General features: G+C 69.7%; 19 protein-coding genes. 9 read left to right on the plus strand and 10 right to left on the minus strand.

Translation table 11 applies throughout. The features are described from left to right. Positions 1-104 precede the first annotated feature (104 nt). From gnd to dnaA, 3 genes are all read right to left on the minus strand, one after another. Positions 105-980: a phosphogluconate dehydrogenase (NAD(+)-dependent, decarboxylating) gene (gene gnd, locus VKA29_RS35095; RefSeq protein ID WP_324790092.1), complete on the minus strand. Its 876-nt coding sequence runs from the start codon at positions 978-980 to the stop codon at positions 105-107. A 148-nt stretch (positions 981-1,128) separates the two neighbouring features. After that, positions 1,129-2,259, minus strand: a complete 1,131-nt coding sequence (gene dnaN / locus VKA29_RS35100; RefSeq protein WP_324790244.1) for a DNA polymerase III subunit beta — start codon at positions 2,257-2,259, stop codon at positions 1,129-1,131. Positions 2,260-3,390: 1,131 nt separating this feature from the next. Further along, positions 3,391-5,280 carry a chromosomal replication initiator protein DnaA gene (gene dnaA, locus VKA29_RS35105; protein ID WP_324790093.1) on the minus strand — a complete coding sequence of 630 codons (1,890 nt, stop codon included), beginning with the start codon at positions 5,278-5,280 and terminating at the stop codon, positions 3,391-3,393. 395 nt (positions 5,281-5,675) lie between these two features. Here dnaA and rpmH point away from each other — a divergent pair, with 395 nt between their 5' ends. From rpmH to VKA29_RS35150, 9 genes are all read left to right on the plus strand, one after another. Continuing rightward, entirely contained in the window at positions 5,676-5,813 is a 138-nt protein-coding gene (gene rpmH / locus VKA29_RS35110) for a 50S ribosomal protein L34 (protein ID WP_003956500.1), read from the plus strand. Between the two features lie 21 nt (positions 5,814-5,834). Beyond that, a complete protein-coding gene (rnpA, locus tag VKA29_RS35115) occupies positions 5,835-6,206 on the plus strand; it encodes a ribonuclease P protein component (RefSeq protein ID WP_324790095.1) in 372 nt (123 codons plus the stop codon). Beyond that, positions 6,203-6,580 carry a membrane protein insertion efficiency factor YidD gene (gene yidD / locus VKA29_RS35120; protein WP_324790096.1) on the plus strand — a complete coding sequence of 126 codons (378 nt, stop codon included), beginning with the start codon at positions 6,203-6,205 and terminating at the stop codon, positions 6,578-6,580. Before rnpA ends, yidD begins: the two co-directional genes overlap by 4 nt. A 3-nt stretch (positions 6,581-6,583) precedes the next feature. Then, positions 6,584-7,864: a membrane protein insertase YidC gene (gene yidC, locus VKA29_RS35125; RefSeq protein ID WP_324790097.1), complete on the plus strand. Its 1,281-nt coding sequence runs from the start codon at positions 6,584-6,586 to the stop codon at positions 7,862-7,864. A 15-nt stretch (positions 7,865-7,879) separates the two neighbouring features. Next, positions 7,880-8,392, plus strand: coding sequence for a protein jag (locus VKA29_RS35130; protein WP_324790098.1), 513 nt, complete (start codon positions 7,880-7,882; stop codon positions 8,390-8,392). Positions 8,393-8,509: 117 nt separating this feature from the next. After that, positions 8,510-9,226, plus strand: coding sequence for a 16S rRNA (guanine(527)-N(7))-methyltransferase RsmG (gene rsmG, locus VKA29_RS35135; RefSeq protein ID WP_324790099.1), 717 nt, complete (start codon positions 8,510-8,512; stop codon positions 9,224-9,226). A gap of 301 nt (positions 9,227-9,527) precedes the next feature. Beyond that, entirely contained in the window at positions 9,528-10,601 is a 1,074-nt protein-coding gene (locus VKA29_RS35140; RefSeq protein ID WP_324790245.1) for a ParA family protein, read from the plus strand. Further along, the gene (locus VKA29_RS35145) at positions 10,598-11,698 is read left to right on the plus strand and encodes a ParB/RepB/Spo0J family partition protein (protein WP_324790100.1); all 1,101 of its coding nucleotides are present in this window, start codon (positions 10,598-10,600) and stop codon (positions 11,696-11,698) included. The genes VKA29_RS35140 and VKA29_RS35145 overlap by 4 nt, the downstream gene beginning before the upstream one ends. A 323-nt stretch (positions 11,699-12,021) precedes the next feature. After that, a complete protein-coding gene (locus tag VKA29_RS35150; RefSeq protein WP_324790101.1) occupies positions 12,022-12,639 on the plus strand; it encodes a GNAT family N-acetyltransferase in 618 nt (205 codons plus the stop codon). 99 nt (positions 12,640-12,738) lie between these two features. On the opposite strand, the gene trxA is transcribed toward VKA29_RS35150, so the two are convergent. The 7 genes from trxA to VKA29_RS35185 all read right to left on the minus strand — a co-directional run bounded on the left by trxA (position 12,739) and on the right by VKA29_RS35185 (position 22,513). Beyond that, positions 12,739-13,071 (minus strand): thioredoxin, encoded by a 333-nt coding sequence (gene trxA, locus VKA29_RS35155; RefSeq protein WP_324790102.1) that lies wholly within the window; start codon positions 13,069-13,071, stop codon positions 12,739-12,741. A gap of 41 nt (positions 13,072-13,112) precedes the next feature. After that, positions 13,113-14,081, minus strand: a complete 969-nt coding sequence (gene trxB, locus VKA29_RS35160; RefSeq protein ID WP_324790103.1) for a thioredoxin-disulfide reductase — start codon at positions 14,079-14,081, stop codon at positions 13,113-13,115. 178 nt (positions 14,082-14,259) lie between these two features. Then, the gene (locus VKA29_RS35165; RefSeq protein WP_324790104.1) at positions 14,260-15,192 is read right to left on the minus strand and encodes a hypothetical protein; all 933 of its coding nucleotides are present in this window, start codon (positions 15,190-15,192) and stop codon (positions 14,260-14,262) included. After that, positions 15,189-15,923 carry an RNA polymerase sigma factor SigM gene (sigM, locus tag VKA29_RS35170; RefSeq protein WP_324790105.1) on the minus strand — a complete coding sequence of 245 codons (735 nt, stop codon included), beginning with the start codon at positions 15,921-15,923 and terminating at the stop codon, positions 15,189-15,191. The genes VKA29_RS35165 and sigM overlap by 4 nt, the downstream gene beginning before the upstream one ends. 27 nt (positions 15,924-15,950) lie before the next feature. Further along, positions 15,951-17,669, minus strand: coding sequence for a protein kinase family protein (locus VKA29_RS35175; protein ID WP_324790106.1), 1,719 nt, complete (start codon positions 17,667-17,669; stop codon positions 15,951-15,953). Positions 17,670-17,807: 138 nt separating this feature from the next. Further along, complete coding sequence (gene murJ, locus VKA29_RS35180) at positions 17,808-20,078, minus strand: murein biosynthesis integral membrane protein MurJ (protein WP_324790107.1); 2,271 nt, start codon at positions 20,076-20,078, stop codon at positions 17,808-17,810. A gap of 44 nt (positions 20,079-20,122) precedes the next feature. Beyond that, positions 20,123-22,513, minus strand: coding sequence for a DUF6049 family protein (locus tag VKA29_RS35185; RefSeq protein WP_324790108.1), 2,391 nt, complete (start codon positions 22,511-22,513; stop codon positions 20,123-20,125). Between the last annotated feature and the right edge of the window lie 229 nt (positions 22,514-22,742).

A 22,742-nucleotide genomic window follows, 5' to 3' on the forward strand; every position in this document is an offset into this window, starting at 1 on the left:
GCTGGGAGCCGCCGCCGTGCTGACTTTTCCCCGGGCTGTGGACGACCGGGCCGCCTCCGGGAACGCCGGGCGGCCCGCGTCCCCAGGGTGTGGACTTGTCTGGACTACTTCTTCTCGACCGCGTGCCCGCCGAACTGATTCCGCAGCGCGGCGACCATCTTCATCTGGGGCGAGTCCTCCTGCCGGGAGGAGAACCGCGCGAACAGCGACGCGGTGATCGCCGGCAGCGGAACCGCGTGGTCGATCGCGGCCTCCACCGTCCAGCGTCCCTCACCGGAGTCCTGGGCGACACCCTTCAGCCCGTCCAGGTGCTCGTCCTCGTCGAGCGCGTTCACCGCGAGATCCAGCAGCCAGGAACGGATCACGGTGCCCTCCTGCCAGGAGCGGAACACCTCCCGCACGTCCGTGACCGAGTCGACCTTCTCCAGCAGCTCCCAGCCCTCGGCGTAGGCCTGCATCATCGCGTACTCGATGCCGTTGTGGACCATCTTCGCGAAGTGGCCCGCACCGACCTTGCCGGCGTGTACGGCACCGAGGTCACCCTTGGGCTTGAGCGCCTCGAAGACGGGCCGCACCCTGGCGACGTGCTCGGCGTCGCCGCCGTACATCAGCGCGTAGCCGTTCTCCAGGCCCCAGACGCCACCGGAGACGCCGCAGTCGACGAAGCCGATGCCCTTCGCGGCCAGTTCCTCGGCGTGCCGCTCGTCGTCCGTCCAGCGCGAGTTGCCGCCGTCCACGACGACGTCCCCCGGCTCCAGCAGCTCGGCGAGTTCGTCGATGGTCGACTGGGTGGGCGCACCGGCCGGGACCATCACCCAGACCACGCGCGGACCCGCCAGCTCGTCCACGAGTTCGCGCAGGCTGTGGACGTCGGCGAGGTCCGGGTTGCGGTCGTATCCGACGACGGTGTGGCCCGCGCGGCGTATCCGCTCGCGCATGTTGCCGCCCATCTTGCCGAGGCCGACGAGACCGAGCTCCATCAGGTGTTCCTTAGGTTGCGTGTGGCATGTGGGGCACGTTCGTACCCGCGTCCGAGCCCGAACAGCCTAAACCCGGACGCTCACGCACACCTGTGGGCATACGCGCTCAAACGTACGCCCCGACCTGCGGATTCCCTGCCGGACGCGGTCAGCCGCTGAGGCGCACCGGCATGATCAGGTACTTGTAGGCCTCGTCCGCCTCCGCGTCCACCGCGGGCCTGCCGCTCAGCAGCGCCGGCTTGGTCGACGTGGTGAACGACAGCTGGGCCACCGGCGAGTCGATGGCGCTCAGGCCGTCCAGCAGGAAGGTCGGGTTGAAGGCGATGGAGATGTCGTCGCCCTCCAGGTGTGCGTCCACGCGCTCCACAGCCTGTGCGTCGTCGCTGGAGCCCGCCTCCAGGATCAGCACACCCTGCTCGAAGCTGAGCCGCACCGGGGTGTTGCGCTCGGCGACCAGGGCCACACGCTTGACGGCCTCGACGAACGGCGCGGTCTCGATGACGGCGATGCTGTTGAACTCCGTCGGGAACAGCGTCCGGTACTTCGGCAGATCGCCCTCCAGCAGACGCGTCGTCGTCCGCCGTCCGGCGCCCTCGAAACCGATCAGCCCCTCGCCCGCGCCCGAGCCGGACAGCGCCAGCGTCACGCTGTCGCCGCTCGTGAGCGCCTTGGCGGTGTCCAGGAGCGTCTTGGCGGGCACCAGGGCCACCGCGGAGGCGTCCGGGTTCTCCGGCTTCCACAGGAACTCACGGACCGCGAAGCGGTAGCGGTCGGTGGAGGCCAGGGTGACGGTGTCGCCCTCGATCTCGATGCGCACACCGGTGAGCACGGGCAGCGTGTCGTCGCGTCCGGCGGCGATGGCGACCTGCGCGGCCGCGGAGGCGAACACCTCACCGGGGACGGTGCCCGTCGCGTTCGGCATCTGCGGCAGCGCCGGGTACTCCTCCACAGGCAGGGTGTGCAGGGTGAACCGCGAGGACCCGCAGACCACCGTCGCCCGTACACCGTCTGTGGAAATCTCCACCGGCCGGTTCGGCAGCGCGCGGCAGATGTCCGCGAGCAGGCGGCCGGAGACGAGGACCGTGCCCTCCTCCTCGACCTCCGTCTCCACGCTCACGCGTGCGGAGACCTCGTAGTCGAAGCTGGAGAGGCTGAGCTGACCGTCCTCGGCCTTCAGCAGAAGGCCGGCGAGGACAGGCGCCGGCGGACGGGCCGGGAGGCTGCGGGCCGCCCAGGCCACTGCCTCCGCGAGTACGTCGCGTTCCACCCGGATCTTCACTGTTGCCGCCTCCTGCTGTTGCCGGCGCTTCTCGGCCTGCCTGGCTTCGTGGTCTGTCTCGGTGTGACCGAGCCGCTGTGAGGGCAAGGACACCGGGAACAGTCTGACGCACGGCACTGACAGTAGGTGCCGCTCGGGGTCAAGTCGTGACGAGGGGCAGCCGGGGGCCGGACGGCGAGTTGTGCACAGGACCCGCTTCGAAACGAATTCCCGGCTCTCTATGGTCGGGAGTAGTAGTAGGGCCTGTGGAAACGGTGGATAACCCCGTCTGCGCAGCTCAGAGCGGAGATTTTGTCCACGGACCCTGTGGGCGACACCGGTGGACAACCGGCCGTCTCTGTGGAGAACGGAAAGTTCTGCACATCCCATGCACAGGGCGGGGCGAGTTCTCCCCAGGACCGTCCCCAGTTTTACCCCCGTTGCCCACAGCCGAATCCGGCACCTTCATGTGACGCCTTTCACTCCACCCGGTGACGGGGCGTCTCGGGTTGCCGAACAGTGGACAGGCATGTGGAGAACTCGTCCCGCACTGGGGACAACCGGTCCGGGCCTGTGGGTTGTCGGTGGACAACTCTGTGCACAGGCTGTGGACCGCCGCTCTGTCCACAGCCTGTGGAGATCCTTCGTCCACGAATCCACAGCCACCTGAGCTGCTTCGATGATCCACCGGCAGGGGCCCCTGTGGAAACGATCTGGACAACTTCGCAGTCCCCAGGATGTGGACGGCAGAAAGTCGGCCGATCTGTGGAGGGAGGCCGTAACCCGGCAGGTAATCGAACAGCGGGTGGTCGCACGTGCGGCCCCGAAGCGGCGGCCACTCCGCTCCTGGACCGGCCGGACACCCCTCCTGGACCGGCCGGACACCCCTCCTGGACCGGCTGTTCGCCCCTCTCGGACCGGCTGGGCGCCCCTCTCGGACCGGCTGGACACACTCCCCGGACGGCCGGACCCTCCCCTCGGACCGGCTGGGACGTGCTCCGCGGATCGGCTGGACGTGCTCCCCTCGGACCGGCTGGGCGTGCTCCCCTCGGACCGGCTGGGCGTGCTCCCTCGGACCGGCCGGCGGAACGGCGAAGGGCGCCCAGGGACCTCGTCCCGGGGCGCCCTTCGGCGGCCGTACGGCCGGCCGCGTCAGCCGTTCTTGATGCGGTTGGTCAGCTCGGTGACCTGGTTGTAGATGGAGCGCCGTTCCGCCATCAGATTGCGGATCTTGCGGTCGGCGTGCATCACCGTCGTGTGGTCGCGGCCGCCGAACAGCGCGCCGATCTTCGGCAGCGACAGGTCCGTCAGCTCGCGGCACAGGTACATGGCGATCTGGCGGGCCGTCACCAGCGCGCGCCCGCGCGAGGTGCCGCACAGGTCCTCGACGGTGAGGCCGAAGTAGTCCGCGGTCGCGCTCATGATGGCCGTCGAGGTGATCTCGGGCGCCGAGTCCTCGCCGCCGGGGATGAGGTCCTTGAGGACGATCTCGGTCAGGCCGAGGTCGACCGGCTGCCGGTTGAGCGAGGCGAACGCCGTCACCCGGATCAGCGCGCCCTCCAGCTCACGGATGTTGCGGGAGATCCGCGAGGCGATGAACTCCAGCACCTCCGGCGGGGCGTTGAGCTGCTCCTGGACCGCCTTCTTGCGCAGGATCGCGATGCGCGTCTCCAGCTCGGGCGGCTGGACATCGGTGATCAGGCCCCACTCGAAGCGGTTCCGCAGGCGGTCCTCCAGCGTGACCAGCTGCTTGGGCGGCCGGTCGCTGGACAGCACGATCTGCTTGTTGGCGTTGTGGAGGGTGTTGAAGGTGTGGAAGAACTCCTCCTGCGTCGACTCCTTGTCCGCGAGGAACTGGATGTCGTCGACGAGCAGGATGTCCATCTCGCGGTAGCGCTTGCGGAAGCTGTCGCCCTTGCCGTCGCGGATGGAGTTGATGAACTCGTTGGTGAACTCCTCCGAGCTCACGTACCGCACGCGCGTGCCGGGGTACAGGCTGCGCGCGTAGTGCCCGATGGCGTGCAGCAGGTGGGTCTTGCCGAGCCCGGACTCGCCGTAGATGAAGAGGGGGTTGTACGCCTTCGCGGGTGCCTCGGCGACGGCGACCGCGGCCGCGTGCGCGAAACGGTTGGAGGCGCCGATGACGAAGGTGTCGAAGAGGTACTTGGGGTTCAGGCGGGCGGTCGGCTCACCGGAGCCGGTGGCCGGCGCGGGCTGCGCGGCGAGTGGGCCGGACGAGCCGGTGGCCGGCCCGCCGGAGCCGCCAGGACCCGCGGGGCCGCCGCGGTGCGCCGGTCCGGTGCCGGACGGCGACTCGGGCCGGTCCCGGCGGGCGTCGCGCTGGGCGTAGTCGGGCCGTGCCTGGTCGTAGTCCGGGCGCTGGCCGTCGTAGGCGGGGCGCTCCATGGACTGCGGGCGGTAGTCCTGGGGCGGGCGGCCGTAGGGGTCCTGCGGCGATGACGCGTACGTGTCCTGGGAGGGGGAGGCGTAGGGGTCGCGGTCGGGGAAGCCGAGGCGCTGCTGCTGCCAGCCGTACTCGTCCTGGCCGGGGCGGGGCCAGCTGCCCGGTTCGGGGCGCTGGTACTCGCCCGGGTAGGCGGGCCGGGGCGTGGGCAGCCGGTCGCCGGAGGTGCCGGGGTGCTGTTCCGGGCGGCCGGCGCGGTGATCGTCGGCCCGGTGGCGGCCGTAGCCCTCGTACTGCGTGGCGGGGAGTTCGGGTTCCTCGTAGCGCGGCTGGGGGCGCGCGGGCGGGGCGGGGGGCTCGCCCGCGGAGTCGTCGACGGTGATGGCGATGCGGATGGGGCGGCCGCACTCGCGGCTCAGGGTCTCGCTCACGACGGGGGCGAGGCGGCCTTCGAGTACGCCCTTCGCGAATTCGTTCGGTACGGCGAGCAGGGCGGTGTCCGCGACCAGCGCGAGGGGCTGGCAGCGGCGGATCCAGTGCTCGTCCTTCGTCTCGACGCCCTGCCCGCGGCCCTCCCCGAGGAGCTGCTCCAGTACTCGTGGCCACACTGCGGCAAGATCGGCAGGTACGTCAGCCACAGGGCACGCTCTCTCACGGGTCCCACGAACGTGTGGTCGTCGGACGGGTCGGGATTCAACTGGGTGGAGCCGGATCAGCCGGATCAGAGGGGACAAGGGAACGAATCGGAGTTCAGCCACGGTAGTCAGGGCGGCGGGTGCGGTTCAAGTTGTTGTCCCCAGGCTGTGGACAGTGTGCCTCCGCGGGCTCTGGTTTGACCGGACGGCTCAGCCGCGCGTACCGTAACCAGGTCGAGTTGTCGATGGCTGCTGCCGCCTGCCTCCGATGGGCACAGATCACTTGCAGGTGATCGGTAAGCGGTGCACTCGGGCGTCACTGCGAGCTACTCGTGGGCGCACGGTGACAGCCAGGACGGCACCACGCCACCACCGCGATTTACTTCTGGAGCCCCCGAGTGAGCAAGCGCACCTTCCAGCCGAACAACCGTCGTCGCGCGAAGACCCACGGCTTCCGGCTGCGTATGCGCACCCGTGCCGGCCGCGCGATTCTCGCGTCCCGCCGCAGCAAGGGTCGCGCCCGTCTGTCCGCCTGATCCCGGTCAGGTCATGACGTCGTGCTGCCCACCGAGAACCGGCTGAGGCGGCGCGAGGACTTCGCGACCGCGGTACGGCGAGGTCGCCGGGCGGGCCGCCCGACCCTCGTCGTCCACCTTCGTAGCGGTGCCACGGACCCGCACGCGCCTGGGGAGAGCGCTCCCCCGACGCGTGCGGGTTTCGTCGTGAGCAAGGCCGTGGGCGGTGCGGTGGTGCGTAACAAGGTGAAGCGCAGACTGCGTCATCTGATGCGCGACCGAGTCGCTCTGTTTCCCCCCGGTAGCCTGGTAGTCGTACGAGCGCTGCCCGGTGCGGGCGACGCCGACCATGCACATCTGGCCCGAGACCTGGATGCCGCCGTGGAGCGGCTGCTGGGAGGGGGCGCGCGATGAAGTACCCGCTGCTGGCTCTGATCAAGCTGTACCAGTGGACCATCAGTCCACTGCTCGGCCCGGTGTGCAAGTACTACCCGTCGTGCTCGCACTACGGCTACACGGCCATCGACCGGCACGGCGCGATCAAGGGCACGGCGCTCACGGCCTGGCGCATCCTGCGGTGCAATCCGTGGTCGCTGGGCGGTGTGGACCATGTTCCGCCGCGCAAGCGCCCGCGGTGGCACGAGATGCTGCGTAACGCCTGGCGTGCACGTAGGGGCGGGCCCTCCGCCGCCGAAACGGCCACCGAGGAGAATCTGTCTTCGAGCAGCGAAGTGCGTTCCTCTTCGAGCCCGGCCGCAGAGACTTCGTCCCATGCCCAAGGAGCATGATTAGTGGACACGATTGCCAGCCTCTTCAGCTTCATCACGACACCTGTCTCCTGGGTCATCGTCCAGTTCCACAAGGTGTACGGCGCGATCTTCGGCGCTGACACCGGGTGGGCCTGGGGCCTGTCGATCGTGTCTCTGGTGATCCTGATCCGCATCTGCCTGATCCCGCTCTTCGTGAAGCAGATCAAGGCGACCCGGGCGATGCAGACGCTCCAGCCCGAGATGAAGAAGATCCAGGAGCGCTACAAGAACGACAAGCAGCGCCAGTCCGAAGAGATGATGAAGCTGTACAAGGAGACGGGTACCAACCCGCTCTCCTCGTGCCTTCCCATCCTCGCGCAGTCCCCGTTCTTCTTCGCCCTGTACCACGTGCTCAACGGCATCGCGACGAGCAAGACGATCGGCGTCATCAACGAGCCGCTGCTCGCCAGCGCCCGCAAGGCGCACATCTTCGGCGCCCCGCTGGCCGCGAAGTTCACGGACAGCGCCGATAAGGTCGCCCAACTCAACGCCACGCTGGCCGATGTCCGGGTCGTCACCGCGATCATGATCGTGATGATGTCGGCGTCGCAGTTCTACACGCAGCGCCAGCTCATGACGAAGAACGTCGACACCACGGTGAAGACGCCGTTCATGCAGCAGCAGAAGATGCTGATGTACGTCTTCCCGGTCATGTTCGCCGTCTTCGGCATCAACTTCCCGGTCGGTGTTCTCGTCTACTGGCTGACCACCAACGTGTGGACCATGGGCCAGCAGATGTACGTGATCCACAACAACCCGACCCCGGGTTCCAAGGCGCAGGCCGCGTACCTGGAGCGCCTGACCAAGCACGTCACGCACCACGGCAAGGTCCGTCGGCGCAGCGAGCGCACCATCATCAAGGCGATCGTCGCCAAGGGCCGGGACCGCAACGAGTTCGAGCGCAAGTTCATCAACGGCCTGAGCAAGGCGGGACTGGCGGCGCAGGCCGACGGCACCGTGGTCAAGAGCGAGGGCGCCGTCGCCGTAGAGGTGCAGGACGACGGTACGCCGACGACGGGCGGCGCTGCCGTGAAGCGTCAGCAGCCCAAGCGTCAGACGAAGGCCCAGCGTCAGTCCGGCGGTGTCAAGGCAGCCGGCGAGTCCGAGTCGAAGACGTCGCTGACCAAGTCCGAGGAGCCCGAGGACGCCAAGCCCGCCGCTGCCGAGAAGGGCGCCGCAAAGCCCGGCAGCGGTACCCGCAGCAAGGCCCAGTCCGGACAGCGCAAGGGCCCGCAGCGGCCCAAGTCCCCGTCCAAGAAGTAAGAAGGAGTCCATCCCGTGACGGAAGGCACCACCTCCGCCGCTGCCGAGGGTGCAGACACCCTGACCCGCCTGGAGCAGGAGGGCGAGATCGCGGCGGACTACCTCGAGGGTCTGCTGGACATCGCCGATCTCGACGGCGACATCGACATGGATGTCGAGGCCGACCGCGCCGCTGTCTCGATCGTCAGCGACACCGGCAGCCGCGATCTGCAGAAGCTCGTCGGCCGTGACGGTGAGGTGCTGGAGGCACTCCAGGAGCTCACGCGCCTGGCGGTGCACCGGGAGACCGGGGACCGCAGCCGGCTGATGCTGGACATCGCGGGCTACCGGGCCAAGAAGCGCGCCGAGCTGTCCGAGCTGGGAGCCAAGGCCGCCGCCGAGGTCAGGAGCACCGGCGAGCCGGTGAAGCTGAAGCCGATGACGCCGTTCGAGCGCAAGGTCGTGCACGACGCGGTCAAGGCCGCGGGCCTGCGCAGCGAGTCCGAGGGCGAGGAGCCGCAGCGCTTCGTCGTCGTGCTTCCCGCCTGATCGGTCCCCACGTTCCTCCGGCCCCGTCTGTAGCGCAGGCGGGGCCGGTCTTTGTCAGCCTGATAGTTCTGGTGGTCGGCGCCCGGCGCGCCGATGCGGTACGGAAGGACGGTCCCCGTGACGGAGGCAGCGGAGCTTCCCCCTGCGCCCGAGCAGGCGCGCGAAGTGTTCGGCGATCGGTTCGCGGATGCGGTCCGGTACGCGGAGCTGCTCGCCGAGACGGGTGTGCAGCGGGGTCTGATCGGTCCCCGTGAGGTGTCCCGGCTCTGGGAACGGCACCTGCTGAACTGCGCGGTGCTCTCGGAGGTGGTTCCCGAGGGTGTCACCGTGTGCGATGTCGGCTCGGGAGCCGGTCTGCCCGGCATCCCCCTGGCCCTGGTCCGGGAGGACCTGAAGATCACCCTGTTGGAACCTCTGCTGCGGCGGACGAACTTCCTCACCGAGGTGGTGGAGCTGCTGGGCCTGGACCACGTGACGGTGATGCGGGGGCGCGCCGAGGAGGTCATGGGGAAGCTGACGCCGGTCCATGTGGTCACGGCACGAGCGGTCGCCCCGCTGGACCGTCTGGCCACCTGGGGCATTCCACTGCTGCGCCCCTACGGCGAGATGCTCGCGCTCAAGGGCGACACCGCCGAGGAGGAGCTGAAGGCGGCTGCCGCGGCGCTGAGCAAGCTGGGCGCGGTGGAGACGTCCATCCTGCATGTCGGGGACGGCATCGTGGATCCGATGTCCACGGTGGTCCGGGTGGAGGTCGGGGAGAGCCCCGGCGGCGTGCGCTTCGCGGCGAAGCGTGCGAAGGCGGCGCGCACCGGACGTGCGCGTCGGCGTCGCTGAGTGTTCCTGACGTTCCGCCCTACTCCACACAAGCTGCGCCACCCGTGCGTGTCGGAGTGTCGTCCGGATGGGACCCGAGCCGCTGTGCATCGTGTTTCACGTGAAACGTCGCTCACTGCTCCACGGCATCATCAGCCGCGGTCGCGCCGCAGCCGAACCCCGCGACCGAAAGCCTCTCGGTTCACTCGGAGAGGCACCGGTTCCCCACGATGCGGAGTCCTCCTCGGGGGGCACGAAGTTGTCCACAGAGGTGGATTTCTCCACAGAAGACAAGGCCTCGCTGGTTCGTGACCCCGAAGGCATGGGAGGCTCTGTTCATTGCGAGCCTGAAGTCGAGGAGAGTGAATCCTTGCGGTCCGACGCCAACATCGCGGGACCGATGACCGATCCGGTCCCCGGTCCCCGTAGCGAGTCGAGGGGGGAGGATGTTTCACGTGAAACGCCGCCTCCGATGGACGACACTCCGATCGGTCGTGCTGCCCAACTTGCGGTGGAGGCTCTGGGCCGCGCCGGCGAGGGCCTGCCGCGGCCTGAGCAGACCCGAGTCATGGTGGTCGCCAATCAGAAGGGCGGCGTGGGCAAGACCACGACGACCGTCAACCTTGCCGCCTCCCTGGCGCTGCACGGTGCCCGTGTGCTGGTGATCGACCTCGACCCGCAGGGCAACGCCTCCACGGCGTTGGGGATCGACCACCACGCCGACGTCCCGTCCATCTACGACGTCCTCATCGAGAGCAAGCCGCTCGCGGAGGTCGTCCAGCCCGTCCCGGACGTCGAGGGTCTCTTCTGTGCTCCCGCCACGATCGATCTCGCGGGTGCAGAGATCGAGCTGGTGTCGCTGGTGGCCCGCGAGAGCCGGCTGCTGCGGGCGATCCAGGCCTATGAGCAGCCGCTGGACTACATCCTGATCGACTGCCCGCCGTCGCTCGGCCTGCTGACGGTCAACGCCCTGGTCGCCGGTCAGGAAGTCCTCATCCCGATCCAGTGCGAGTACTACGCGCTGGAGGGTCTGGGGCAGCTGCTGCGCAACGTCGACCTGGTCCGGGGGCACCTCAACCCCACACTGCACGTATCGACGATTCTGCTCACCATGTACGACGGCCGGACGCGGCTCGCGTCCCAGGTCGCGGAGGAGGTGCGCAGCCACTTCGGCGACGAGGTACTACGGACGAGCATCCCGCGCTCGGTCCGCATCTCCGAGGCGCCGAGTTATGGACAGACCGTGCTGACCTACGATCCGGGGTCCAGCGGTGCCCTGTCCTATCTTGAGGCGGCACGAGAAATCGCGCTGAAGGGTGTCGGCGTCAGCTACGACGCGACGCAGGCCCATATCGGTGCCCAGAGTGATCCGAACATGGTGGAGGGGATTCAGTGAGTGAGCGACGGAGGGGTTTGGGCCGTGGTCTCGGCGCACTGATCCCTGCTGCCCCGACGGAGAAGACGCCGCTTCCGACGGCGGCGGGGGGTGCCGGTTCTCCTGCTCCGGCGGCTGTTCCGGTGCTGACGACCGACCGCGGGATCGCCGCGGCGAAGGTGGCCACGCTGCCGCCTGTTTCACGTGAAACGGAGGAGCCGTCGGTCGGCGGCACCATGGAGCGGCCCGCACCGCCCGTCGGCGCTCACTTCGCGGAGATCCCTCTCGACTCCATCAGCCCGAACCCGCGTCAGCCGCGTGAGGTCTTCGACGAGGACGCGTTGCACGAACTCGTCACCTCCATCAAGGAGGTCGGCCTCCTCCAACCGGTCGTGGTCCGGCAGTTGGGTCCCGGCCGCTACGAGCTCATCATGGGCGAGCGGCGCTGGCGGGCCTGCCGTGAGGCGGGCCTGGAGGCGATCCCGGCGATCGTGCGGGCCACGGACGACGAGAAGCTGCTGCTGGACGCGCTCCTGGAGAACCTGCACCGCGCGCAGTTGAACCCGCTGGAAGAGGCCGCCGCCTACGACCAGTTGCTGAAGGACTTCAACTGCACGCACGACCAGCTGGCGGACCGCATCGGCCGGTCCCGTCCGCAGGTCTCCAACACGCTCCGCCTGTTGAAGCTCTCGCCCAAGGTCCAGAACCGGGTGGCAGCCGGTGTACTGTCCGCCGGACACGCCCGGGCGCTGCTGTCCGTGGAGGACCCGGAGGAGCAGGAGCGGCTGGCCTACCGGGTCGTGGCCGAGGGGCTGTCGGTGCGGGCCGTCGAGGAGATCGTGACCCTGATGGGATCACGTCCGCAGGCGGCTCGGCGCCCCAAGGGCCCGCGGGCAGGCTCCCGCGTCTCTCCGGCACTGACCGACCTGGCGACGCGGCTCTCGGACCGGTTCGAAACGCGCGTGAAGGTCGAACTGGGCCAGAAGAAGGGCAAGATCACCGTCGAGTTCGCCTCCCCGGAGGACCTGGAGCGGATTCTCGGCACGTTCGCTCCGGGAGAGAAGCTGGCCCTCCAGGCCAGTCTCGCCGAGGACGACGGTGAGGAGAACGAGGGCTGATCCGGTGGTCGGCCCGATGGGCTCGACTGATCAGCCACGGGGGCGGGCCGTGTCCGGTGTCTACCGGAACACGGCCTGCTCTTTGCTTTCGGTCGGCATTGACGCATCGCATCGTGGATACGATGCGTTCGGGTACGGCGCATCGACGTGGCAGGCCCGCTGAGAGGGACCCGGGCCATGCGAACGATGAGCCGCGCCGGACTGGTCAGCGCGGGGCTCGGCCTGGGCGCGGTCGGCGGTTTCGCCGGCAGTCCGCTCAGGGAACGGAGTGCCTTGACAGCCGCCCGTGACGGGGCGGGCGAAGGAAGCGAGGAACAGCCTTCATGGGGCGTCGGCTCGTACCGCTCACGCTGGACAACCTTCAGGACCTTCCCCAGCGCTGCCGCTCGTGCGTGTTCTGGGAGTTGGACCCGGTCAGCGGCGAAGCAGCGGTAAGAGCAGGCACGGCCGCGCTGGAGAAGGAGTCCTGGATCTCAGCCGTGCTCCTGGACTGGGGATCGTGCGGCCGGGTGGTGTACGTCGATGACGTGCCGGTGGGCTTCGTGCTCTACGCCCCTCCCGCGTACGTCCCCCGCTCCACGGCGTTTCCCACGAGCCCCGTCTCGCCGGATGCGGTGCAGTTGATGACGGGCTTCATCATGCCGGCCTATCAGGGGCAGGGCCTGGGACGGGTGATGGTGCAGACGGTCGCCAAGGACCTTCTGCGAAGGGGCTTCAAGGCGATCGAGGCGTTCGGCGACGCCCGCTGGAAGGAACCGGCCTGTGTGCTCCCGGCCGACCACCTTCTGGCCGTGGGCTTCAAGACGGTCAGGCAGCATCCCACCTATCCACGGATGCGGCTGGAGTTGCGAACGACGCTCTCCTGGAAGGAAGACGTGGAGATGGCCCTGGACCGGCTCCTGGGAGCAGTGCAGAAGGAACCGGCGCTGCGTCCCTTGTGACACGTGGCCGTTGTCATGCGAATGGGCCGACCCGTTCGGGTCGGCCCATTCGTGTTTCACGTGAAACATGCGCCGCCGACCGCTCGGCGGCGCGCCCGACTAGTCGGCGATGAAGTCCTCGAGGTCGCGGACGATCGCGGCCTTCGGCTTGGCGCCGACGATGGTCTTGGCGACCTCGCCGTGCTCGTAGACATTCAGCGTCGGGATGGACATGACGCCATACTTGGCCGCCGTTTCCGGGTTCTCGTCGATGTTCAGCTTGACGATCTCGATCTTGTCGCCGTATTCCGCGGCGATCGCCTCGAGGGACGGCGCGATCTGGCGGCACGGACCGCACCAGGCGGCCCAGAAGTCCACCAGGACAGGCTTGTCGCTCTTGAGGACGTCCTCGTCGAAGGAGTCGTCGGTCACGTTCTTCAGGGTGCCGGCCACGGCGGGCTCCTTAACTGGTTGGTGCGTGGGGCGGACAGGGGTCAGACAGAGGTCTTCTCGGGCTCGGCCTTCTCCTCGTCCGCGAGAGCGGCGAGGTAACGCTCGGCGTCGAGGGCGGCGGAGCAACCCGTACCGGCGGCGGTGATCGCCTGCCGGTAGGTGTGGTCGACCACGTCGCCGGCCCCGAAGACACCGGACAGGTTGGTGCGGGTCGAGGGGGCGGCGACCTTGAGGTAGCCCTCCTCGTCGAGGTCGAGCTGGCCCTTGAAGAGTTCGGTGCGCGGGTCGTGGCCGATCGCGATGAACAGGCCGGTGACCGCCAGGTCGGACAGCTCGCCCGTCTTGACGTTGCGCAGCTTCAGGCCCGAGAGCTTCGGGTCGCCGTGGATCTCGGCGACCTCGCTGTCCCACACGAACTTGATCTTCGGGTCGGCGAAGGCGCGCTCCTGCATCGCCTTGGAGGCGCGCAGGGTGTCCCGGCGGTGGACGATCGTCACGGACTTGGCGAAGCGGGAGAGGAAGGTGGCCTCCTCCATCGCGGTGTCGCCACCGCCGATCACGGCGATGTCCTGGTCCTTGAAGAAGAACCCGTCACAGGTGGCGCACCAGGAGACGCCGCGTCCGGAGAGGGCGTCCTCGTTGGGCAGTCCGAGCTTGCGGTGCTGCGAGCCGGTGGTGACGATGACGGCCTTCGCCCGGTGCACGGTTCCGGAGGTGTCCGTGACGGTCTTGATCTCACCGGTGAGGTCGACGGAGACGACGTCGTCGGGGACGAGCTCGGCACCGAAGCGCTCGGCCTGGGCGCGCATGTTGTCCATGAGCTCGGGGCCCATGATGCCGTCCCGGAAACCGGGGAAGTTCTCCACCTCGGTGGTGTTCATCAGGGCGCCGCCGGCGGTGACGGCGCCCTCGAACACCAGCGGCTTCAGCGACGCGCGCGCGGTGTAGAGCGCCGCCGTGTAGCCGGCGGGCCCGGAGCCGATGATGATCACGTTACGGACGTCGCTCACGGCTTGTTTCCTCGTCTCTGGACTGCGTCGTCGGACCGGTGGGAGAGCCTCTTGCTGGCTCTCATCCCACCCAACGGATCCTAAGGGGCGCGCATTCCCGCTGTGTCCGGGCACACGGAAGCATGCACCGTAGGGGATGCCACGGAGGCGGGATACCACGCGGGCGGGAGCCGAAGCCTCAGCCGGACGACCGTGTGTAGGACTGTTCCAGCAGAACGTCTGCCTTGGCGGACGACGGGTGGGTCACACACGTCGAGTCCACGATGTACGCGGTCACCTTCGTGCTGTCGGACGGGTCGGGCAGCACCACGAGCAAGGCGTCTCCGCCCTTGTAGGTGCCTTCCTCGGTGGCGAGCGCCGGGTCGGTGCGACCGAGGCCCTTCTGGACGCAGTCCGGGACGGCGGGCGTCCGGAGGAGCTTGGGCGAGGCGATACCGGAACCGTTCTGCACCCCATCGCTGTGCGGGGCGCTGGTGCCGGTGGCCGAGCCCCGCTCCTTCGCCAGGAGGTCGGAGACGTGCTTCTCCAGCTTGCTCCGGGAGAAGGTGTCCGCCGCGGTGGTCTGCCGACCGTCGGCCTGCGTACCGCTCGACGTGGTGTCGTCCAGCGTGGTGAGGAGGACCGAGCCGAGTCCCAGAGCGGCGGCCGCGAAGACCGTGCCGAGGACGGCGGCCCTGCGACGGCCGCTCCGCTTGTGGTCCTTGCGGCCCGGGCCGGTGGTCGAAGGGCGGGCGCGCCCCGTGGGGCGGTCGTTGGTGGACGATGTTTCACGTGAAACATGCGTGCCGTCGTCCGTGCCGGCCGGTGAGCCGGAGCCGGTCGCCGGCTGCTGGGCGCCGGAGGTGCCGGACGTCGTCGCGCTCAGCAGAGCCTCGGCCGCCAGAGCCGCGTCGATACGCCCGGCGACATCTGCGGGCATGCGGGGCGGGCCGGGGAGGGAGCCGAGCAGGCCTCGGATCTCCTCCAGCGACGCGTAGACGTCGGCACACAGCTCGCAGTCGTCCAGATGCCGCCGAACGTCCGTGGTAGTGGCCGGCGGGAGGAGTCCCTCGGCGAGGTCGGAGATCTCGGCGATGTCCGGGTGCCCGGCACTGTCCTGCGTGGATGTCACGCTCGCCCACCTCCGCCCTTCACAGCAGCTGAATCACTCGGCTCGGCGTCCGGCCCCACGTCGCGGACACCGGTCGGTGGTCCCGCTGCGGATGGGACGGATGCCCCGGGCGTCCGGTTCCGCTCCTGTGCGTGTCCGTCGCCGTCGTCGGTGTTTCCCGGCCGCAGATGGGTGAGCAGGGGCAGAAGTCTCGCCCTGCCTCGCGCGCAGCGGCTCTTCACCGTGCCGGTGGGGACATCGAGCATGCGGGCGGCCTCGGCGACCGGATAGCCCTGCATGTCGACGAGGACGAGGGCGGCACGCTGGTCGGGCGACAGAGTGCCGAGCGCTTCCAGCAGCTGGCGGTGGACATCATTGCGTTCCGCCGGGGCGGACGCCTCCTCATGGGGCTCCAGCAGCTGCTCCAGCCGCTCGGGGTCGTCGACGGGAGACGTCTTGCGTGAGGCGGCCTTGCGGGCGCGGTCGAGGCAGGCGTTCACCGTGATCCGGTGCAGCCAGGTCGTGACGGCCGACTGCCCGCGGAAGGTATGGGCGGCCCGATAGGCGGAGACGAGGGCGTCCTGAACGGCGTCGGCGGCTTCCTCACGGTCGCCCAGCGTCCGCAGCGCCACGGCCCACAGACGGTCCCGGTGACGCCGCACGAGCTCACCGAAGGCGTCGGGATCGCCCGCCACGTGCCGGGCGAGGAGGTCCTGATCGTCAGCGCCGCCGTACGCGGTTCCATCTGCCATCGGCCCCCCTCCCCCTGCACGTACTGCTCAGCCGGTGAACTTCACTTCGGTGATGGCCTGCTTGTAGCCGGCGTCGCTGAAGTTGGCGGAATCGGCACCGGAGTACGGCATGGCCGTGAGCCAGACCAGCACGTATCGGCTCTTCGTCGGCTTGGCGACCGTCACGTTCGCCGAGGTGCCGGTCGTCGTGACCGAGCCGAGCTTGGTCATCGAGCTCAGCGGAGTGGACGAGGTCAAGGAGTTCGTCGCGTACAGCTCGACCGCCGTGTGATCGCCGCCGTACCGGAGGGAAAGCGTCGCGGTCGTCACCTTCTGGTCGGAACCGAGGTCATAGACGATGCCGACGCCCGGCTTGATCACTATCTTCGGGCCGTCCTTGAAGCTGTTGGTACGCCATCCGGTGGACGTGTCGCCGTCGTAGGTCTTGGCGACGTCGGCAGGGTGCTGGGCCTCGCCCGCCGCCACGTACTCCTGTGCGCCCCTAACGGCGATCGGCTTGAGCGGCTTCGTCTTGCCGCTCTTGTCGTTGCCGTCCGTCGTCTGCGTCTTGTTCGTGTCGTCGGACTTGTCGCCGTGGTCCATCAGGGCGTCCGCGAGCTGCCAGCTGCCCAGGCCCAGGGCGGCGATGAGCAGGGCCGAGACGGCCCACTTCAGCGCCTTGCCGGTGCGGCTCTGCAGCGGGGCGGGCGGGGCCGGCACCGGCTGGGCGACGCCGGGGTGCGGCGCCGGGCGGCCGTACGAGCCCTGCTGGTACGTCGTGCGCTGGTACTCCGGCGGCGCGGTGAACGCCGGCTCCGGCGGGCGGATGCGCGGCATCTCGCCGATCGCCTTCACCAGTTCCTCCGGCGTGGTGCACGGCGACTCGTGACGGGAGGCGGTCGCGCCGTCGTTGACGAGTGCGCGCATGGCCAGTTCGGACAAGCCGCGGTGGACACCGGCCCGTACCTGGTCGGGCGCGATCAGTCCGACGTCCTTGGGCAGCCCCGACAGGCCGTAGGCGTCGCTCTCGTACGGCCAGCGCTGGGTGAGCGCCGCATACAGGAGCGCGCCGACGGCCTCGGTGTCGGCGCGCTGCGGGCTCTCGGAGCTGATGCCCCGCAGTGCGGCGTTCACGGCGAGGCCACGGATGCGCCACTGGCCGGTGGAGGTGCGCAGGACCGCGTTGGGGTTCAGGCGGAGATGGGCGAGGCCCTCGCGGTGTGCGGCGGCCATGGCGGAGGCGATCTGGCTGACCATCTGGTACGCGTCGTGCGGCTCCAGCGGGCCGGAGGCGAGCAGCGTGGTCAGTTCGACGGCGTCGGGCAGCCACTCGTGGACGACGTAGACGAGGTCGTTCTCCTCGACCGCGTCCAGCACCTGGACGAAGCGGGGGTCGCCGAGCAGCGCGGAGGAGCGGGCGGCGGCGAGGACGGCGCGGGCCCGCGAGTGGTCCGCGGGCAGGATGTGGACGCCGACGGCGCGGCGCAGTTTCTCGTCCACCGCACGCCAACTGCTGAATCCGTCCAGACGGGTGACGCACTCCTCCAGCCGGTACCGTCCGGCCAGCTTGTGACCGCTGTGCAGCTCCGGCGGTGAGACCTTGCCGGGACCGTCGGTCCCCCCGCTCCCCTGTTCCTCGTCGATGTCCGTGTCCCACTCCCGGTTCTGGGCCACCCCGTCGGCCGTGGACTGGTCCGCCTGTGCGGTCAGCGGCTCATCGCCACTGTTGTCTGCCACGTCGACGGCAGCCGTGCTCCGTTCCGCCACCGTCGTTCCTGCCTCCCCATCCCATGCGCGCCGACCGACGTCCGTGCGCGCCGTCCGACGCCGAAACACATTGTGCCCACAGTCCGCCTGTATGCACGACACACGGCGGCGGACGATGGTTGTGCGCGTACCCCCGCCTCAGCGGCCCAGACGCCCGCGCACCATGCCGACCAGTGAGTTCAGTTCCTCGATGCGCATCCGCCGCGCCGCGAGGAAGAAGATGCCGAGCAGGACCGCCCCGCCGACCAGCAGCGCCGCGAACGATCCGGCCACACCCTGGCCGAGCGTGTGGCCGATGGCGTAGCAGGCGGCGCCGCTGAGCAGCGCCGCGGGCACCGAGGCGATGCACAGCCGCGCGTACGTCCGCAGGACACGCGCGCCGTCCAGGTCGCCGCCGAGGCGCCCCCGCAGCCGGTTCCAGGCGACGCCGACGCCGATGGCGTAGGCCAGGCCGTAGGAGGCCGACATCCCGACCACGGCCCAGCGCGCCGGCAGCACGAAGTAGCAGACCACCGAGGCGCCCGCGTTGACCGCGGCGACGATGACCGTGTTGTAGAAGGGCGTCCGGGTGTCTTCGTAGGCGTAGAAGGCGCGCAGGACGACGTACTGCACGGAGTACGGAATCAGGCCGAGGGCGAAGGCCATCAGCATGAACCCCATGTTGGTGGCCTCGCTGGTGCCCGAGGAGCCGAAGATCAGCGTGCACATCGGGATGCCGAGCGCGAGGAAGCCGAAGGCGACCGGCACGATGGCGACCGCCGTCGTCCGCAGGCCCTGGGAGATGTCGTCGCGGACGGCGCCGCCGTCGCCCTCGGCCGCCGAGCGGGAGATGCGCGGCAGCAGGGCGGCCATCAGGGAGACGGTGATGATGGCCTGCGGCAGGCCCCAGATCAGCTGGGCGTTGGCGTAGGCGGCGAAGCCGGTGCCGTCGACCGGTGACGCCTTGCCGGCCGCCGTGGAGAGCTGGGAGACGACGAGGGCGCCCGCCTGGTTGGCGAGGACGAAGAGGACCGTCCACTTGGCGAGCGTTGCCGCCTTGCCGAGGCCGTGGCCCTTCCAGTCGAAGCGCAGCCGCACCCGGAAGCCGGTCTCGCGCAGGTACGGGATCATGGCCAGTGCCTGGACCACGAGGCCGAGCAGCACGCCGATGCCGAGGAGGCGCTGACCCTCCGGCGGAATGTTCGTGACCTTCATGCCGGAGTCCGCCGAGGTGCCGTACACCCAGATGAACGCGCCGAGCGTCACGATGATGACGATGTTGTTCAGGACCGGGGTCCACATCATCGCGCCGAACTTGCCGCGCGCGTTGAGGATCTGGCCCATGACCACGTGGATGCCCATGAAGAAGATCGAGGGCAGGAAGTACTGGACGAAGGTGACGCCGACCTGGTTGGCCGCCGGGTCGCTGGCGACCGAGTCGGACAGCAGACGGATCAGGAGCGGCGCGGCCAGGACCGCCGCGGCGGTGAGCAGGCCCAGCGCCACCATCACGAGAGTCAGCAGGCGGTTGGCGTACGCCTCGCCGCCGTCCTCGTCCTCCTTCATGGCGCGCACCAGCTGCGGCACGAACACGGAGTTGAGGCCGCCGCCGACGGTCAGGATGTAGATCATCGTGGGCAGCTGGTAGGCGACCTGGAAGGTGTCGCCGAGCAGGCCGACGCCGAGGGCGGAGACGATCAGCGCGGAGCGGATGAACCCCGTCAGGCGGGAGACCATCGTGCCCGCCGCCATCACGGCGCTCGACTTCAGCAGGCCCGACGCGCGGCCGCCCTTCTTGGCGGCGGGTGCGGGAGCCGGTGCGGGAGGCTCCGTGGCGGTGCCCAGGTTCATGGTCCGGTCGTCCGCCGGCACCGGCACCGGGACCGCCACGGCCGGCTCCGGCCCGCGCGGGGGCGCGGCCGGGCCCGGCACCGCCCGGGAGTCCACCGGAAGCCGGGGCCCGCCGTCCTGCTGCTGGTCGCGGAAGAGATGGGCGAAGGCATCCGGCTGGTGGCGCTCCTCGCCGGCCTGGGTGACCAGGTCGTCGACGCCCACGTACTGCGTCGTGCGCGGATCGTCGCCGTAGGGCAGGTGCCGGCTGGGGCCGTCCGGCTCGGGGGCCGGGGTCTGCGCCCACACCCGCGGGTCGGGCCCGTGCGCCGACCGGGGCGGCTGCGAGTACAGCGGCTGCTGAGGCTCGTACGTGCCCGCGGGCGGCGGGGGGTGCGCGGCGCGGTCGTAGAGCGCCTCGGCGACGGGGTCCTGCGCGGAGAGGCCCTGCTCGCGGTAGGGGTCCTGGTCGTAGGCGTCCTGGAGGTACATGTCGCCGGAGGACTGCGACGGTACCTGGCCGTGCTCGGGCGGCGGGCCCTCGGGGTGCCCCGGGCTGCCCGCAGCCTGGCCGCGGTCACCGTCGTACGGCGCGTTCATGGTTACCCCACCTCATCGTCCCGGGCCGACCGGCCACGACATCCTCAACGGTCCACTCTCTCACCCGTGCCGGACGGGTCTGTGCTTTCCGCCGCGGTGTCCGGTGTCCGGTCACTCGGCTGGTCCGGGTCGTCCGCCCGGGCGTCGGTGCCGGACTCCTTGTCAGGACGGTCCTCCGGGTCCCCGGGGTTCTCCGGGCCGTCGGCCGTCGGTGCCGCCTCGTCGGGACCGTCGTCCTCTGCGCCGCGGGCGGCGGCGCGCTTGCGCTGGGTGTACATGCGGAAGCCGGCGAGGACGAGCAGGAGGAAGCCGCCGCCGATGACGAGCATCACAGTGGCGGTGAACTCGGTGACCTTGACCTCGAACCTGACGGGTGCGCCGTACGCCTGGCCGTCCTCCGTGTACAGCTGGGCGATCACCGTGGCCTGGCCGTTGGCCCTGGCCGAGGTGGTGAACTTCACCGTCTGGCTGTGCCCGCCGGACACCGTGACGGGCTGCTCGTCGAAGGCGTCGCCGCGGATCTGCAGGCGGGTGGGGCTCGTCGAGCTGAGGCGCAGCACCAGGTGCCCGACGCCCTGCACCAGGTTGTTCTGCACGGTCACGGGGATCGTGGCGCTGCGTCCGGAGAGTTTGGTGTCGGACTTGTCGATCAGCTTGACCTGGCCGGTCAGGTCGTCGAGATGGGACTCCACGCTGCCGCGGAAGCTCTCCGTGGCGCGGGCGCGCCCGCGCCACGACGTGGACATCTCCCGGTTCATCGCCCGTCCGAAGGGGGTGACCACCCGGGACTCGTCGGTGAGGATCACCTTGAAGTTGTCGAGCTTGTCCTGCGTGGTCGCGGTCTGCTCGAACGCGGACCGCGGCAGCTCCTGCCGGCGCAGCGCCGAGGGGTAGTCGGACCTGGAGGGGATCCTCGTCGTGGCGCCCGGATCGGGCTTGGCGGCGGCGGTCGCGGCGAGTTCCTGGGACTCCGACCAGGTGCCGCTCTGGAGTGCGCTCAGCGCGTCGGCCATCGCGTGGGCCTGACGCACGGTCGGCATGCGCTGCGGGGCGACGACGACGCTGCGCGTCCTGTCCGACTGGGCGTTGAGGGCCAGGCTCAGGGCCAGGAACCGCTGCATGGCCAGCGTGGTGCCGGAGGCCTTCGTCAGGTCGCCCTGGAACGCCGTCGACAGCCGGGCGTCGGCGACCACCGCGGTGGTGCCGCCGCCGATGGGGCGGGCCGCGGACGGCGTGTACGGCAGGTCGCCGGTCTCCTGGAGGCTGTCGCTGCGGGCGATGATCTTGTCGGCGCCGGCGGAGGTGGCCACCTTGACGATCGACGGGTCGACCGCGCCGTCCACGGGCCAGGCGAAGTCGGTGTTCGGCTTCACGTGGAGGATCGGCTCCACCGTGTTGGCGACGACGTCGGTCGCCTCCTTGAGGTGACTGAGCGAGCCGGTGACGCTCGTGCCGTTGTGCGCGATGGAGGCCAGGTCGGGATCCCCGAAGGGCAGTGCGACGACCTCCTTGCCGGCCACCGCCCTCTGCAGTTCGGCGAGCCACTGCTTGGCGACCGCCTGGTGCGTGCCGGCCCTGGGGGTACCGCTGCCGGTCTGGATCTTGTAGCTGCGGGTCATGGCGTCGACGGAGGCCAGCAGATCCGGGTCGACCACCCAGGTGACGTCGAGGCCGGCGCCCAGCGACAGCATCTCGTCGAGGCGGCCTCCGGGCGAGATCTCCGCGGCGAGATCGTCGTTGAGGAAGACCGGCGTCTGCTGTTCGTTCGACCCCGTCTCCGCCGTCATGTGGACGGTGGACACGAGCGGCCACAGGAACGTCGTCCTGGTCTTGGCGGCGGCCTCGTCCGGCTTCCAGGGCAGGAAGGTCCGCCGGACGCCGAGGACCTGCTCCCAGGGCTGTGCGGAGGTCTGTCCGGACAGCGAGACCATGAACTCGTAGACGCCGTCGGAGCCCAGGTCCAGCTTGTCGACCGGCACGGAGATGCTGAAGTGCTCGGCGACACCGGGGGCCAGCTCGTCGAACTTCTCCACGTACTTGCCGCCCACCTCCCGGCCGACCGGCACCGGGACCTCGCCGCTGCTCTGGGCGGCATTCTCGATGGCCGAGCGGGTGCGGAGCTGCGGGCCCACGCGCAGGCCCACATGGGCGCCGGTGACGGCCTGCTTGCCGTTGTTGGTGACCGTGCCGGTCACGGTCAGCGTGTCCCCGTCCTGCGGAAGGCCGGGGCTGAGCGAGTCGAGGGCGACGGCCACCGAGCCGGAGCCGGAGGCCCGCACCGCAGAGGCCGGCCCGGCGGCGTGCGCGGCGGCGGGCGAAGGCAGCTGCAGGAGGCCGGCGAGAAGAGGCGCCCCGGCGAGCAGGGAGCCGGTGCGCCGCAGCCACCGGCGGGCAGGTGAGGAACTCATCCCCTGGAAGTCTGCCGCCTCGGCCACGCGCTCGCCCGTCCCTCGTCGTCGTCAGTGGTCGTCGGAATGTGCGTCCACGCATGGTAACGATGCCCGCTGAGGGGAAGTGCCGCGGACCACTCCACAAGATCGAGGAGCAGGGAATCTTCCGTCGCGTATATACGGACAAGAGAGGTTAGAGCCGCATTGCGCCCTTGAATGCCATTCTTGAGCTGATATCGGATGGAATGTCCGTGTGCGTCGAATGGGGGCGCCC

Source organism: Streptomyces sp. H51, assembly GCF_035656535.1.
In the GTDB taxonomy this organism is placed as follows: Bacteria; Actinomycetota; Actinomycetes; order Streptomycetales; family Streptomycetaceae; genus Streptomyces.

What these genes read in the sequence shown, in the direction of transcription:
- murJ (WP_324790107.1), bottom strand. Translation starts at nt 20,078, where the DNA reads ATGAACGCGCCGTACGACGGTGACCGCGGCCAGGCTGCGGGCAGCCCG.
- gnd (WP_324790092.1), bottom strand. Translation starts at nt 980, where the DNA reads ATGGAGCTCGGTCTCGTCGGCCTCGGCAAGATGGGCGGCAACATGCGC.
- VKA29_RS35150 (WP_324790101.1), top strand. Translation starts at nt 12,022, where the DNA reads ATGGGGCGTCGGCTCGTACCGCTCACGCTGGACAACCTTCAGGACCTT.
- sigM (WP_324790105.1), bottom strand. Translation starts at nt 15,923, where the DNA reads ATGGCAGATGGAACCGCGTACGGCGGCGCTGACGATCAGGACCTCCTC.
- VKA29_RS35140 (WP_324790245.1), top strand. Translation starts at nt 9,528, where the DNA reads ATGGGAGGCTCTGTTCATTGCGAGCCTGAAGTCGAGGAGAGTGAATCC.
- yidD (WP_324790096.1), top strand. Translation starts at nt 6,203, where the DNA reads ATGAAGTACCCGCTGCTGGCTCTGATCAAGCTGTACCAGTGGACCATC.